Genomic DNA, 15357 nt, shown 5'->3' on the forward strand with positions numbered 1-15357 from the left:
AGCTCCCCGACCTCTAGTCGACCGTGATGTTGCTGGACTTCACAATCGCACCCCATTCCTGCAGATCCTTCTCGATACGGGATGCAAACTCTTCCGGTGTGCGACGCGGTATGGCAGAAAAACCCAAAGATTTCACTTTCTCTTGCATCTCAGGGGCAAAGAGCAATCGGTTGATTTCCAGATTCAAACGGGACACCACCTCTTTAGACATGCTGCTGGGTGCAATGAAAGCGAAATAAGCCTCCAGATCAAACGGCACGCCTTGCTCCGTCATGGTGCGGACATCGGGCAATTGCGGTACCCGATACGGACCACTGACCGCGATAGCCTTGAATCGACCCGCTTGAACCATGGGAAAAACTGTGGCCATTGGTGCAAAAGCAGCTTGCAGCAGGCCGCCCCCCAGATCCGTGAGACTGGCCGTGACGGCCTTGTAGGGCACGTGGGCCATTTTCAAGCCCGTCTTTTGAAGTAAAGCCTCCATGGACAGGTGACCGCCTGAGCCATTTCCCCAAGAGCCGTAGGAAAGACTGCCAGCGGGTTTTCCTTTCACATACGCAATGAATTCTGACAAGTCTTTGACCGGCATTGAAGCCGGTACGACCAATAAATTGCCGCCAGATCCAATTTGAGCAACCGGCGTGAAGTCTTTGCGCACGTCGTACGGAACCTTGGGCAACAAGACCGGGTTGACAACATGCGCGGCAGCGTAGGTCACCAGCAAAGTATGTTGATCGGGCGCGGCCTTCGCTGCTGCATCGGTCGCAATCATGCCGTTTGCACCCGCTTTGTTGTCAATGATGAAGGCTTGTCCAAATGTTTTAGAAAGAGGCTCTGTAAACATTCGCGCCACCATGTCGGTTGCGCTTCCTCCAGTGCCCGCAACGATCACTCTGACTGGCTTGCTCGGCCAATTCGGCGAGTTTTGCGCCAATACCAAGTTTGAAAAAAAACCAAAAAATACCGTCAACGTTAGAAGTTTTAGCATGAAGACCCCTTTAGAAATTTGATAAGAGATAAGTCGCTTTCAAACACTTTGGAAACACATGATGAGCGAGCCAGCTTAGATATCCCACATGGTTTTCCCCTAGTTTGCAAAGCCAGCACTTGACAAGAATTGACCATCAGAATTATTGTGAACTTGAATTCATGTTTTTTTATTTTGGTGTTGAAAGAATCACTTGCCTACCCTTCCATTGATTGACGTTCGCCCATCTGGTCTCCTGTCGTCTAAAAAAGAACAAACAGCAACTCTGACAGTGGTCAAGGCCTTTCCGGCCAAACAGCAAAGATCTGAGCAAACCCACGAAAAATTGCTGCAGGCAGGTCTTGACTTGTTGCGCGATGGACTTTTTGATGACATTTCCATTGCACAGATTTCTGCCCGAGCTGGTTGCTCTGTTGGATCTTTCTATTTGAGATTTCGCAACAAAGAGGCTTTTTTCGAATTCCTCTTTGAAAGCATCAGTGAAAACTTGCAAGAGGACCTGCACTCCAATCTCACCCAAGAAAGCATCAAAAAACTCACCTTGGCTCAAACAGTGCGTCACTGTGTGGACCATTTCGTAAAGACCAACCGCCAGTACGAAAGCATTATTCGCGCCGCCGTGCAGTACAGCATCAACGACAGCGCTGACTGGCAACCCGTGCGGGACAACGGCTTGAAACTGCATGCCCACTACATTGATTTGATCATCAGCAAATTAAGAAATCCAAACCCAGAACAAGCCCGCAAGCAATTGCTCGTCGGCTTGCAAATCATCAGTGGGCACTTGGTCAACAGCATTACCCACCCGGTCAATAACTTACCCCTATACGACCCCACCCTCAACCATTGGCTGTTTGAGGTGGTCATGCACTGCTTGAAGGCCAAGCCACCCGCTCTAGCCGCACCGCAGAAAAAAATGGCACGTTTGAGGACTGCCTCCCCCAAGAAAAAAGTCACATCCCAAAGGAGCTACTGAATTGAAAGCCGCCGTATTTCATGGCCCAGGTCAGCCCATGACCATCGAGAACATCGAGATCGAAAAACCCAAGCGCAACGAGGTTTTGGTGCGCACGCGAGTCAGCGGTCTGTGCCACAGCGATTTGCATTTCATCGAGGGCAAATACCCTACCCCCGTGCCCGCTGTACTTGGCCATGAAGCCGCAGGGGTGGTCGAAGCGGTGGGTGAAGACGTTACCCACGTCAAGGCTGGCGACCACGTGGTCACTTGCTTGTCGGTATTCTGTGGCCATTGCGAATTTTGCGTGACGGGTCACCAAACAATTTGCAGCAACACGGCCGTCAAAATGCCGCCCGGCGTTGCCAGACGTTTACGTTGGAAGGGTGAACACCTGAACCAGTTTCTCAATCTCTCGACATTTGCTGAACAAATGCTCGTTCACGAAAACGCTGTCGTCAAAATTCGTGAAGACATGCCCTTAGATTTGGCAGCCCTGTTGGGTTGCGGTGTTCTCACTGGCTATGGTTCTGTGGTTCACAGTGCACAACTGGAGCCTGGCACAACGGTAGCCGTACTCGGCTGTGGTGGCGTGGGGCTCTCCACCATTCATGCGGCCCATTTGGCTGGTGCGGCCCGGATTGTCGCCATCGACATCGACCCCGCCAAGTTGGAGATGGCCAAGCTGTTCGGTGCGACAGATGGCATGGATGCCAAAGACCCTGACATGGTGGCCAAGATCCTCGAAATGACCCAAGGCGGCGTTCATTACGCTTTCGAGTGTATTGGACTCAAGTCCACCACTGAAGCTTCATTCGCCATGCTGCGCCCTCGGGGTTTGTCCACCATTGTGGGCATGATCCCATTGGGCACCAAAATCGAACTTCACGGCTTTGACTTCCTGCGCGAGCGTCGCATCCAAGGCACGATGATGGGCTCCAACCACTTTCGCCTTGATATTCCACGCCTCGTGGAATTTCACATGCAAGGCCGAATGAAGCTTGACCAACTGGTTTCGAACCGGCTCAAGCTGGATCAGATCAACGAAGGTTTTTCTGCCCTGCAAAGCGGTGGCATTGCCCGTAACGTGGTCGTCTTCGACTGAAGGAGCGACACATGAAAAGACTCCAGAACAAAGTCGCCGTGATCACCGGCGCATGCTCGGGCATCGGGCTGGCCACAACCGAGCTGTTTTTGTCCGAAGGCGCACAGGTGTTGGCCGCAGACATGCAGACCGATGTTGGCCAACAATTGCAAGAACGTTACGCTGGTCAGCTTTACTTTGCGCATTGCGACGTGACCAAGCTGGATGAATTGCGCACCGCAATCGACACTGCTGCCGAATATTTTGGTGGGCTGGATATCCTTTTCAGCAATGCTGGCCGCATTGGCACGATGGCAGGTGTTCAAGCTTTCAATGCAGAGGCTTGGGACAACACCCAAAACCTTTTGTTGCGCTCTGTCGCTGCCGGAGCCAGCTACGCCGTGCCTCACATGGTCAAGCGCGGCGCAGGCGCCATCGTGAATACATCGTCCATATCTGCGCTGCAGGCTGGCTACGCTCCTCTGGCTTACTCCGTGGCCAAAGCGGGCGTGCTTCATTACACCAAAGTGGCAGCAGCCGAACTCTCTGCCCTGAATATCCGAATCAACGCGGTGGTGCCTGGCTTCATTGCAACAAGCATCTTTGGCGGCCTGTTTGGAATGGACCAACAAGCCTCTCAAGTCCTAGCCCATCGTGTGAGTGACCACAGCAGCGGTGCCAATCCAATTGGGCGTGCCGGTCAGCCACAAGACATAGCAGAGGCAGTCCTGTATCTGTCCAGTGATGCTGCGCGTTTTGTCACCGGCACCCACATCACCGTGGACGGCGGCATCACCATCGGACCGCGACACGGCTGGGATCCCAACACAACCAGCCCCATGAGTCAGGCGCTCGGTGTCACACGCGAACAGATCGAAGCCATGCGCAAGTCAGCCGATTCCTGAATTTTTCATTTAACAAAAAGACTTTTCAATGCCACAAGTCCATTTCATAAGCTTTGACGGAATTCGCCGCAGCATTCAGACCCACATTGGCGAAAACCTGATGCGCGCTGCGACCGATAACGCCGTACCTGGCATCGATGGTGATTGCGGTGGCCAGTGCGCATGCGCCACTTGCCACGTTTACGTTTCTGCCCCCTGGGCGGAAAAACTGCCCATCATGCGAACCAATGAAAACGATATTTTGGAATTCACCAACGAGCGCAGGGACTCATCCCGCCTGGCTTGCCAGATCATCATGACCACCGAACTCGATGGCATCGAAGTCCACATGCCCGAAGGCCAGCACTGAAACTGGCCGAAGAACCATGGAACACAATATGAAACTGTCACAAGCCGAACTTCAGGCCACTGCACGTGCCGAGGCCTTTGCCATGCCGATCGAACAAATCGACCCGGGCACGCCGACTTATTTTCAAAACGACACCGTTGGACATTATTTCGAACGCCTTCGCCGTGACGATCCTGTGCACCACTGCAATAGCGGTTTGTATGGACCTTATTGGTCAGTGACTCGTTTTCAGGACATCATGCACGTGGACACCAACCATGGTATTTTCTCTTCAGACTGGAGCCAAGGTGGAATTGCCATCACCGATCAACCACCGGGTGAAAGTCAATTGCAGATGTTCATCGCCATGGATCCTCCTCGTCATGACGTACAACGCAAGGCAGTGCAACCCATTGTCGCGCCAGGCAACTTGGCCAATTTGCAGGGATTGATACGCGAGCGAACCTGCAAGGTACTGGATGGCCTGCCGCGCAATGAGACCTTCAATTGGGTAGAACTTGTGTCTATCGAGCTCACCACGTTGATGTTGGCTACCCTGTTTGATTTCCCCCTAGAGGACCGCCACCTGTTGACCCACTGGTCAGATGTGGCCACGTCCAACAAAGACGTGGATCCCAACGCGCCAACACGGGAAGAACGCTTGGCTGAACTGCACAAGATGGCGGCTTATTTCACCCGCCTATGGAACGAGCGTGTAAACGCCAGTCCAGGATCTGACCTGATTTCCATGATGGCCCATAACCCTGAAACCCGAAATATGACACCCCAGGAATTCATGGGCAATTTGGTGTTGCTGATCGTGGGCGGCAACGACACCACCCGCAACTCCATGACAGGAGGCTTGCTGGCCCTGCACAACAACCCAGCCGAGTGGGACAAGTTGCGGAAAAACCCGACTCTGGTGGAAAACATGGTTTCTGAAATCATCCGATGGCAAACTCCGCTGGCCCACATGCGCCGTACCGCCTTGCAAGATACGGAGTTGGGTGGGAAACAGATCAAGAAAGGCGACAAAGTCGTGATGTGGTACCTCTCTGGTAACCGCGACGATGAAGCCATTCCGAACGCAAACCAATTCATCATTGATCGGCCTCGGGCGCGACAGCATCTGTCTTTTGGGTTTGGGATTCACCGCTGTGTCGGCAACCGTTTGGCCGAAATGCAGCTGCGCATTCTGTGGGAAGAAATAAACAAGCGCTTTCCCTTCATCGAAGTTGTCGCAGACCCTGTTCGTGTGCGTTCGCCCTTTGTGCGTGGCTTCACCGAACTCATGGTGCGCATTCCAACATGAGCGAGTTGCCCGACATGAACGCCTTGCCCGAGCATTTGGATGTTCTGATCATTGGTGCGGGGATTTCAGGGGTCGGTGCAGCCTGCCACCTGCAGCAACAGTGTCCAGACAAGCGTTTTGCCTTGGTCGAAGCGCAAGCCAGTTTTGGTGGCACATGGAGGACTCACAACTATCCCGGGGTCCGCTCAGACAGCGACCTGTTCACATTTGGCTACCGATTCAAGCCTTGGCGTGGCGACCCGATAGCCACAGGCGATCAAATTCTGAACTACATGAATGAGGTCATCGACGAACACGACTTGGCTGGTCGGATCCATTACCGACACCGAGTCTCCTCGGCACGGTGGTCTTCTGCTGAAGCTGTTTGGCACGTTGAGATCCTGCACATGCCGGCTGATGGTAACCCTGTCATCCGCCAAGTGCGCTGTCAGTTTTTATGGATGTGCCAAGGTTACTACCGCCACGCCGAGGGTTACACCCCGCAATGGTCAGGTATGGAAGACTTTGACGGTCGCATCGTGCACCCGCAGCAATGGCCTAAAGACCTCGACCTGAGCGGTCAGCGCGTCGTGGTGATCGGCTCTGGCGCCACCGCCGCAACCCTGGTCCCCTCCCTGGCGGGCAACTGCGCACAGGTCACCATGCTGCAGCGTTCACCCACTTGGTTTGCTACTGGACGCAACGCCAATGAACTGGCAGACACGCTGCGAGCACTGGACGTACCGCACGAATGGACCCATGAAATCGTGCGCCGCAAAGTGCTGTTCGACCAATCCCACATCCAGAGGCGCTGTGTGCAAGAGCCCGAAACCGTGGCAGCTGAACTGCTCGCCGGAGTCAGGGAAGCACTCGGGCCTGAACACGCGCATCTGGCCGATGTTCATTTCAAGCCAGCCTATCGTCCATGGCAACAGCGTTTGGCCTTCGTACCCAATGGTGACCTCTTCAAAGCCATCCGCGCAGGCCAGGCCAGTGTTGAGACGGGCCAGATTGACCGCTTCGTGTTGGAAGGTATTCGCCTGAGCAACGGCAAGACCTTGCAGGCTGATGTGATTGTCACGGCGACCGGCTTCAACCTCAATGTGCTGGGAGACATTGATTTCCAAATCGATGGCAAACCGCTGGACTTTGCTGGCAGTGTCACTTGGCGTGGTGCCATGTTCACGGGTTTGCCCAATTTATTGTGGGTGTTCGGCTATTTCCGTGCAAGTTGGACGCTGCGCGCTGACTTGCTCGGAGACTTTTTCTGCAAACTATTGAAGCATATGGACAAACACGATTTACGCAGTGTGGTGCCTGAGCTTCGATCTCAAGACCAGGGCATGACCCTGAACCCGTGGGTGCGCCCAGACAACTTCAACCCGGGGTATCTGGCCCGAAGCATGCACCAATTACCCAAACAAGGCGATCGCGCACCCTGGTTGCACCTGCAAGACTACTCTGTCGATAAGGACGAGTTCCCAGTCGCTGCGCTTGATGATGGCTCATTGATTTTTAACTGAATTCCTCTCACCGTACCCACAAAATTTTTACCACCACAACCAGGAGACACTTCATGACAAATGCACTGACACGCCGCCGGACCCTGCAAGCGTTGGGGGCCAGCTTGCTACCGCTCCCGCTGATTGCAGCAGCGCAAGCAGCCTTTCCCAACAAGCCCGTTCGCATCATCGTGCCCCTGCCTGCCAGTGGTGCAGCAGATGTGTCGGTGCGCATCCTGACAGAGTTTATGCAACAGCCCCTTGGGCAAAGCCTCGTGGTGGAAAACCGACCAGGTGGAATTTACCAAATCGGCATTCAGGCCGTCACCAGCGCTCCGGCAGACGGCTATACCCTGATTCACCTCAATGCAACTATGTGTGCCGTACAGGCTTCTCTCAAACGTTTTGACATGCTCAAGCAATTCATTCCTGTGGGAATGATGGGATCAACAGATGCCATGCTTTGCATAGCCAACAACGCGCCGTTCAAGACGACGCAAGAAATGATTGCATGGGGCAAGGCCAACCCCGGCAAGCTCAACTATGGCTCTACAGGCCCAGGTTCGATGGAACACTTGAGCATGGTCAGCATCATGCAACGTGTTGGCATCACGGGTAACAACATTCCATTCAAAGGTGGGCCAGATGGTGCACTGGCTCTTGCCCAAGGTGAAGTCCAAGCCATGGCATTGCCAGCACCACTGATCATCCAATTCAAAGACAAAATCAAACCGGTCATTGCACTGACTGAACAACGCATCGGCTTCTTGCCAGATTTGCCAACAGCCAAAGAGCAGGGGCTGGATATTCCCACTGTGAATTATTGGGGCGGTCTGGCCGCTCCTGCTGGCACACCTGCATCCGTCATTGAAACTCTGGAAAAAGCCATGAGCGCAGCAGTGAATAACCCAGCATTGTCCCAGCGATACATGCCACTGGGACTGATGGCAAAATTTTCTGGAGGTTCGGCATTCAAAGCCGTCATCGAAAAAGATTTGCAATGGTTAGGCGATGCTGTGAAATCGGCCAATTTGCAATTGAGCTGACGATTTCAATCCCAAACAGAGCCAGCCCAGTGGCTGGCTCCTTGATCGCATCACCGGGCTCCCTTTGCACGCCATGAAAACCTTTCCGGAACCTTCCTTGCTGCATCCAGACAGCATCACGCCAGAAATCCATCAGCGAAACGCGCACATCGCGCAAGCGATGGCTGCGATGCCTGAGTGGTGGGAGATTGGAGCCCCTGCTTTTCGCCAGAAACAACGCGAGGGGGCAGGCGTTTTTCCACCCGTGGTTTTCAGCGAGCGGGCCCGCACTCGTACCATTGATGGTCCGGCTGGCGCATTGCGTTTGCGTGAATTTTTGCCAGCCCAAGGGCAAGCCCGTGGCGTTTACTTGCACATTCATGGCGGGGGCTGGGTCATTGGTGGCGCCGACATGCAAGACACCATGCTGATGGCACTGGCGGACCACGCACAGGTGGCGGTAGTCAGTGTGCATTACAGGCTCGCCCCCGAGCACCCTTATCCTGCAGCCCCAGACGATTGCGAAACAGCCGCCTTGTGGCTTCTGAATCACAGCACAGCCATTTATGGAACCGAACACCTTTTGATGGGTGGCGAGTCAGCCGGAGCTCATCTCAGTGCGGTGACTCTCTTGCGTCTTCGTCAGCGTTTAGGGTATTGCCCATTTGTCGGTGCGAACTTCAATTTTGGCCTGTTCGACATGAACTTGACGCCAAGTGCCCGCGCCTTTGGTGATGAGCGGCTGTTTTTGCGCACCCTCGACATGGTTCAATTTCGCGCTGCATTTTTGCCTGGGGAGCACAACCTGCTTGACCCGGATATATCCCCACTTTACGGCGACCTTCAGAACTTATGCCCAGCGCTTTTCACCATTGGCACGCGGGACGCACTTTTGGACGACAGTCTGTTCATGCATGCGCGATGGTTGGCGGCTGGAAATGCAGGGCAACTTGATGTCTATCCAGGTGCACCGCATGCCTTCTTTCGTTTGGGTGATGCACACGGCCAAAATTCTATGACACAACAAATTCAATTTCTTTGTCGGCAATTGCAACCACCCGCATCTACCCCCAAAGAGAACACTTGACCGCCCTGGCCTACTCAGCAATGTCCAGTCTAACGGGGTGACATATCCGGTACGGGCTTGTTGCCTGTCAGCACAATTGTCAGATAGTCCAGACACCCGGTTTCCTGAAGCATAGGCTGAACCTTGGCTTTGTCCTCCGGAGCCAGAGCGGCCCACTCGCGCTGCAACCATACGAGACATTTGTGCTTGTAGCTCTCAGCTTGCCCCCTCCAAACCAAATCATCGATCACAACCTCGAAGGACTCGGTGCGAGATTCAACCGCGTGGTGATGTGCGCGCAGCAAAGGCAAATAGAAGCGGCCAGCTAGCGCCAGCATCTCACGCACGCTGGGGTCCCAGGTAGACTGAGGCACCCAGTCGCCATCAACACCGGAGGCATCGTCAAGTGACTGAGTCCACTGGAAGGTACGAGGGGCGCAACTGCGCATGATGGTACTGGCAGAAGGGTCAAGGGCGCATTGGCACAATTGAGCGTAAAGCCCAAAATCGGCCAAGGAAGGCCGCCCGCCAAACAAATAGGCGGTGCGTTCGAGCATGGACTCCAGCACCGTCAGTGTGGCGATATAAAACGACGCCAGCAACTGGTACCCCTCTTCGGTCGTCGACATCGCTTCGCGCTTAGACGTTTGTCGCGATGTAAATTTAGCCACCAAGGCATCCAGTTTGGGACGAGCGATCACCCCAAGCCAGCCTTGGAGCTGCCGCGTCGCACAGAAAGTCCGGTCAAACTCGGCCCCCCAACGCATATCAAACATGGCCTCCACCAAAAGTTCATCGGCCATGTCTTCAATCAAATGGCTAAGGAAGGAAGCCGCTGGATCATCCGGCAACACCGAGCGATACCCCGGATGACGCTTCTCCAGCTCGAAAATCAGAGGGGTGCTGTCTGCGTGGTAACTGCCATCGGGATATTGAAGCACTGGGATCATGCCCTTGCCTGCAAGTTTCAATTCACCCTCGCTGCCAAGGTAACCACTCGGAACGATCCATAAATGCGGAAGTCGGCGGTAGCGCAACAAGGCTCGCATTTTCAGCGAGTAAGGGGAACCTGGACCACCCAGGAGGCGGTAGGTCTGAGGCTGAAATTGATCGGTTTTCATCAGGTGTTCTCCGTGGGTAGAGAGCCAAAAGATAATCAAGATTTTTTCTGATGATAGCTGATGCCTTGGCATACTTAGCCACCCATCACCTGCTAAATCTTTGTTGCACACCGTAATGGAATCAGCCCAAAAAACTAGCGGGGCAGCCAGAATTGCTCGCTCAACTTCATCAGATTTTCTAATCCATTTTTTACTGCGATGCGGATCCAAACTGCTTCCGCAATTTCCACCAGCGAGATGTCACCTGCACTCGGAAGCGAATTCACCCAACCTTTAATTGGCTACTGCTTTGCGGGAACATGATGGCAATGATCTTGAACAAAGGCTCAATGCGGCCAACGTGCCAGCCGCCAAGGTGCGCGACCTGAGACAAGAAACACAAGAGAGCTTGGCCAATGGCGGTCTTGGAAGTTGGAATACAGAGGGCGCGTCTCCCGTTCAGCTTCCTGGGCTAGGGTTCCGCGTGGAAAAACTGTTTGCGGGTCAAAGCCAGCTTTTAGTCCAGCATGCAACCGCTTAGGGTCAGCTTCAGCCAATGGTTAACGCAAGGCCTTAGTCTGCTTACAGCCTAAAGCAGCCACCCGCCCACACTCACCCCCCACCTCGCTGCATCGTCAAATCAAAACGCTTCATGAAGCGTTGACGCGCATCTTCTTCCACACCCTCGAAAACAAAAGACACGCCCAGGCGCTGCAGGCGCAGCAGCGCGATCACGCGTGGGGGCAGGATGCGCCATTGCAGCAGCAGGTGGCCTTCACCGATGTGCACATGGGCTTGACCGGTGGTCAGCTCAAAAGCGTGATCGCCCAAAGCCCGGGGCAAAGCGCTCAGCCATTCGGTTTCGGAGGTGCCCATGTCGCGCTCAAAGCGCTCGGGGTAGTAGGACTGCATGGTTCAGTTTGCTGCGTGTGCAGGCCTCAACCGCCGGCCACGGGGGGCCAGATGGCCAGCACATCACCGTCGAGCAAGGTGGTGGTGTCGCGCACTTCGGGGGCGATGTATTTGCCATTGACCAAAACCAAATGCACCAGCTTGGGCGGCATGCCGAAGGGTTCGATGATTTGGCTGATGCTGGCCTGCGGCGCCACCTCCAGCGACATCTGGTTGCTGCGGCGAACTTCTGCAGGCAGGTAATCGGTCAGGGTGGCGAACAGTTTGAATGTGATCTGCATGCGGCGATTGTCGCTTCAGCGGCGGCGAGCGTCTTGTGCGCCGCTCCATCGCCCTTGGCCCTGTGCGCAATCGAGGTAAGCGTCCACCAGCTTGGTCGGGTCGTGCATCAGGCGGTCTTTCCAGTCGCCCAGGCGCACCTGGCCTTCGACCAGGCCGCGCATCACGCCCACATGCTCGGTCCAGCCCACGCTGTTGCAGCCAATCATCACATCGTCTTGGAACTGCAGGCTCAGGTGGCGCCCAGCAGCCTTGTCGGTCAACACGGCCGACTGGCCACCGGCCACGCCTTCCCAGTTGCCAAAACTGGTGGAGATCAAACCCAAGGTGTCGAGCACGTTGATTTGCGTGACGCCTTTGAGCTCGGTCTTTTGGCCCAGCATGTTGAGCGCCGCCACACGGGCCTGCTCGGCGGCGTTGGGCTGAATGGCGCTCACGATGGTTTTGCCGCTGACCATGTCAAAGGCCTCTGCGCAGTCGCCAGCGGCGTAAATGCCGGGAACATTGGTTTGCAGGTGCTGGTCGGTCAACACGCCTTGCAGGCAGGTGATGCCGCTGTCCTTCAAAAAGCCAATTGCTGGGCGCACGCCCGTGGCGCTGATGACCAGATCGGCCTCAACGGTTTGGCCATTGGACAAGCGCACCTGCAGCGGGCCACCCGCATCGTCAGAGGCCAAGCCCACCGCGGAAGCCAACTTGCCGAGCAAGCCTTTTTCAGTGCCTTGGCTGATGGCTTCGACCTTGGTGCCGGTAAACACCTGCACGCCCTTGGCCTCGCACCAGTCACGGATCATGCCGCCGGCCACCGGGCCCATCATGCGGGGCACCATGCGGTCGCCCATCTCCACCACGCTCAGCTTGACGCCGCGCGCGGCCAGCGCTTCCATGATGATGCAGCCAATGAAACCCGCGCCCATTTGCAACACGCGCGCGCCAGGCTGGGCCAGCGCCTGGATGGCGCGGGCGTCTTGCAGCGTCCAGCAGGGGTGCACGCCGGGCAGGTCCATGCCCGCAATCGGGGGGCGCACAGGGTGCGAGCCGGTGGCGATCAACAACTTGTCAAAAGCCATCGACTGGCCGTTGTCCAGATGCACCGTTTTACCCGCCGCATCCACACGCGTCACCTTGGCCTTGACTTGCGTGATGCGCAAATCGTCAAAGTGGGTGGCGCTCTTGCGCAGGTAGGTGCCCTGCTCTTCGATGTTGCCTATCAAGAGATAAGGGATGGCCATGCGCGAATACGGCGCATCGGGCTCGTCACCCACCAGGGTGATGGTGTCGGCGGGGGCGTGCTTGCGCAGGGTTTCGGCGGCGATGACACCGGCAGGGCCTGCGCCCAAAATGACGTGGTGGGTCATGAATCGGACTCCAGAAACAGGTAGCGGCCCGCAGGCCGCTTGGTTTCCTGTAAAGGCTCACCCCTGTTGCGAAAGCTTCGCGAGCAGGGGCTCGCTCCTACAGGGGCTTGGATCAAAGGCCCAGACGTTCCCGGGTGGCCGATGTCGGACGGCCTTCGCCATCCCAGCCGCGAGCGTCGTAGTACTTGGGCAGCATTTCGTCCAACTTGCTGACCATGCCTTTGCCGGGGCCGGTTTTGGCGGCTTCGGTCATCAGGCGTTTGGGCAGGTTGTCGTCGGCCTTGGTGAAGCCGGCGGCGTTATTGAAATCGCGCTCCATGTTCCAGATGCGCTCGCCAATGTGGTTCAAGTGCTCCATGGTGAACTCATCGCCACAAGCGGCTTGGACCTGAGGGGCCACGTCGGCCAAGGTCCAGGCAAAGCTGGTGAACACGCAAATACCGGCCGAGTCAAAAGCGGCTGTTGCGTCTTGGAAGGCCTTGACCAATTCGGGTTTGCCTTCGTGCTCGGTGGGCTCGGTCTTGACCGGAATGCCCAGCACTTCAGAAGCAATGGTGTAGCCGCGCAGGTGGCAAGCACCGCGGTTGGAGGTGGCGTAAGCCAAGCCAATGCCCTGGATCACACGGCCGTCATAGGCCGGGAATTCCTGACCCTTGACGCTCATCGACAATTCAGGATGACCGTATTTGGCCGTCAGGCGCTTGGAGCCCATGCCAATTTCCTTGCCAAAACCGACGCCCTTGGCCGTCATGTCGACAAACTCGCACAGGGCTTCGGCCGAGCCAAAGGGTGCTGCCACACCGATTTGCTCTTTGGTCAGAACGCCCATTTCGTAAAGCTCCATGACGGCACCGATGGTGGCACCGAAGCTGATCGGGTCAAAGCCTTCTTCGTTGCAGATCATGTTGGCGTACTGCAGGGCTTCCAGGTCTTTGACGCCGTTGGCGGCGCCCAGCGCCCAAGCGGCTTCGTATTCCAGGCCGCCGTTGGCGCCCCAATACTCAGGCTTGTTCTTGACCGAGAAGTGGCCTTCGTCGATCTTGCTGATGCGACCGCAGGCGATGGTGCAACCAAAGCAGGCCTGGTTGGTCACCAGGTGCTTTTTGCCATCGGTCTCTCGGGGCGTGACCATGGCTTCGGCAGAGATGTCTTTGGCGCTTTCAAACTGAACGTCGCGGTGGTTGCGCGTGGGCAAGCCACCCACTTCGTTGATCACGTTCATCAGCACCTGCGTGCCGTAAGCGGGCAAGCCCTGGCCTGTGACCGCGTTGTCGGCCAGCACCTTTTTGGCGGCCTTGGCTGCGGCCATGAAAGCCTTGGGGTCTTTCAGATTGCCCACGCCCTTGGTGCCGCGCACCGCGATGGCTTTGAGGTTCTTGCTGCCCATCACGGTGCCCACGCCTGAGCGGCCTGCCGCACGGTGCAGATCGTTCACCACGGCGGCATAGAGCACGCCGTTTTCACCGGCCTTGCCGATGCTGCACACGCGCAGCAATGGGTCTTGCAAGCTGGACTTGAGGATTTCCTCGGTCTTCCAGACACTTTGGCCCCACAGGTGAGCCGCATCGCGCAACTCGGCTTCGTCGTCGTTGATGTGCAAGTACACCGGTTTGGACGATGCGCCTTCAAAAATGACCATGTCCCAACCGGCCATTTTGAGCTCAGCACCCCAATAGCCGCCCGAGTTGGAGCAAGCGATGGCGCCAGTCAGGGGGCTCTTGGTGATGACCGTGTAGCGGCCGCCAGTGGAGGCCATGGTGCCGGTCAAAGGGCCGGTGGCCCAAATGAGTTTGTTGTCTGCCGACAGGGGGTCGACTTTGGGGTCGATCTCGCTGATCAGGTATTTGCTGCCCAGACCGCGTGAACCCAAGTAGGCTTTGGCCCACTCCATGTTCAGCGGTTCGGATTTGACGGTGCCAGCCGTGAGGTTGACGCGGAGAATTTTTCCAGCCCAAGACATGTTGATGCTCCTTATGGGTGGGTGAATTAACCGGCAGTGGGCTGATTGCCCAACTTGTCGGCCCATTGTTTCATTTTGTCGATGCCGGTCCAGTTGGCATCCACGAAGGTGATGGCGCCGGTAGGGCAGGCGTCGGCACAGGCCGGATCGCCACCGCACAAGTCGCACTTTTGGACCTTGCCGGTCTCTTGCACGTAGTTCACTGTGCCGAATGGGCAGGCGATGGTGCAGACTTTGCAGCCCACACAAGTCGATTCGTTCACGACTTTCGCGCCAGTGGCCTTGTCCACCGTGATCGCTTCCACGGGGCAAGCATGCAGGCACCAGGCTTCGTCACACTGGGTGCAGGTGTAGGGTACTTTTTTACCGGTGTGGTGGAAGTCGAACACCTTGATGCGCGATTTGGAGGTGGCGTATGTGCCGTAGTTCTCGAAAGAACAGGCCATCTCGCACTGCAAGCAGCCGGTACATTTGTCCGGATTGATGTGCAGGACTTTCTGCATGTGTGTCTCCTGTGGGGTGACGGGCTGTTCAAGCCCGCGCTTATGAATCAGAATGCATAGACATTGTTGGCGATGACCCCTGTAAACCGATGCGGATTAAC

15 protein-coding genes are annotated in these 15357 nt (G+C 56.0%); 8 read left to right on the forward strand and 7 right to left on the reverse strand.

Annotated elements, in window-relative coordinates; translation table 11 throughout:
• Positions 1-13 precede the first annotated feature (13 nt).
• A complete protein-coding gene (locus B9Z31_RS01355) occupies positions 14-988 on the reverse strand; it encodes a tripartite tricarboxylate transporter substrate binding protein (RefSeq protein ID WP_100117766.1) in 975 nt (324 codons plus the stop codon).
• Between the two features lie 193 nt (positions 989-1181).
• Here B9Z31_RS01355 and B9Z31_RS01360 point away from each other — a divergent pair, with 193 nt between their 5' ends.
• The 8 genes from B9Z31_RS01360 (at position 1182) to B9Z31_RS01395 (ending at position 9165) form a co-directional block, all read left to right on the forward strand.
• Positions 1182-1964, forward strand: coding sequence for a TetR/AcrR family transcriptional regulator (locus B9Z31_RS01360; RefSeq protein WP_100117767.1), 783 nt, complete (start codon positions 1182-1184; stop codon positions 1962-1964).
• A gap of 1 nt (position 1965) precedes the next feature.
• On the forward strand, positions 1966-3048 hold the full coding sequence (locus tag B9Z31_RS01365; protein WP_100117768.1) for a Zn-dependent alcohol dehydrogenase: 1083 nt from the start codon (positions 1966-1968) through the stop codon (positions 3046-3048).
• Positions 3049-3059: 11 nt separating this feature from the next.
• Complete coding sequence (locus B9Z31_RS01370; protein ID WP_100117769.1) at positions 3060-3932, forward strand: SDR family NAD(P)-dependent oxidoreductase; 873 nt, start codon at positions 3060-3062, stop codon at positions 3930-3932.
• Positions 3933-3960: 28 nt separating this feature from the next.
• Positions 3961-4281 carry a 2Fe-2S iron-sulfur cluster-binding protein gene (locus B9Z31_RS01375; protein ID WP_100117770.1) on the forward strand — a complete coding sequence of 107 codons (321 nt, stop codon included), beginning with the start codon at positions 3961-3963 and terminating at the stop codon, positions 4279-4281.
• Between the two features lie 28 nt (positions 4282-4309).
• The gene (locus tag B9Z31_RS01380; protein WP_199174406.1) at positions 4310-5572 is read left to right on the forward strand and encodes a cytochrome P450; all 1263 of its coding nucleotides are present in this window, start codon (positions 4310-4312) and stop codon (positions 5570-5572) included.
• Between the two features lie 14 nt (positions 5573-5586).
• On the forward strand, positions 5587-7074 hold the full coding sequence (locus B9Z31_RS01385) for an NAD(P)/FAD-dependent oxidoreductase (RefSeq protein ID WP_233200607.1): 1488 nt from the start codon (positions 5587-5589) through the stop codon (positions 7072-7074).
• Between the two features lie 53 nt (positions 7075-7127).
• Positions 7128-8099, forward strand: coding sequence for a tripartite tricarboxylate transporter substrate binding protein (locus tag B9Z31_RS01390; protein WP_100117773.1), 972 nt, complete (start codon positions 7128-7130; stop codon positions 8097-8099).
• Positions 8100-8172: 73 nt separating this feature from the next.
• Positions 8173-9165, forward strand: coding sequence for an alpha/beta hydrolase (locus B9Z31_RS01395; protein WP_100117774.1), 993 nt, complete (start codon positions 8173-8175; stop codon positions 9163-9165).
• Between the two features lie 29 nt (positions 9166-9194).
• On the opposite strand, the gene B9Z31_RS01400 is transcribed toward B9Z31_RS01395, so the two are convergent.
• The 6 genes from B9Z31_RS01400 to B9Z31_RS01425 form a co-directional block, all read right to left on the reverse strand.
• The gene (locus B9Z31_RS01400; RefSeq protein ID WP_158235641.1) at positions 9195-10265 is read right to left on the reverse strand and encodes a glutathione S-transferase family protein; all 1071 of its coding nucleotides are present in this window, start codon (positions 10263-10265) and stop codon (positions 9195-9197) included.
• Between the two features lie 591 nt (positions 10266-10856).
• Positions 10857-11156, reverse strand: coding sequence for a hypothetical protein (locus B9Z31_RS01405; protein WP_100117776.1), 300 nt, complete (start codon positions 11154-11156; stop codon positions 10857-10859).
• 26 nt (positions 11157-11182) lie between these two features.
• Positions 11183-11437, reverse strand: coding sequence for a MoaD/ThiS family protein (locus B9Z31_RS01410; RefSeq protein WP_100117777.1), 255 nt, complete (start codon positions 11435-11437; stop codon positions 11183-11185).
• A gap of 15 nt (positions 11438-11452) precedes the next feature.
• A complete protein-coding gene (locus B9Z31_RS01415) occupies positions 11453-12793 on the reverse strand; it encodes an NAD(P)/FAD-dependent oxidoreductase (protein WP_100117778.1) in 1341 nt (446 codons plus the stop codon).
• Between the two features lie 112 nt (positions 12794-12905).
• The gene (locus B9Z31_RS01420) at positions 12906-14753 is read right to left on the reverse strand and encodes an aldehyde ferredoxin oxidoreductase family protein (protein ID WP_100117779.1); all 1848 of its coding nucleotides are present in this window, start codon (positions 14751-14753) and stop codon (positions 12906-12908) included.
• Positions 14754-14779: 26 nt separating this feature from the next.
• Positions 14780-15256 (reverse strand): 4Fe-4S dicluster domain-containing protein, encoded by a 477-nt coding sequence (locus B9Z31_RS01425; RefSeq protein ID WP_100117780.1) that lies wholly within the window; start codon positions 15254-15256, stop codon positions 14780-14782.
• Between the last annotated feature and the right edge of the window lie 101 nt (positions 15257-15357).

Origin of the sequence: Limnohabitans sp. G3-2, from assembly GCF_002778275.1 — a bacterium.
GTDB lineage: Bacteria > Pseudomonadota > Gammaproteobacteria > Burkholderiales > Burkholderiaceae_C > Limnohabitans_A.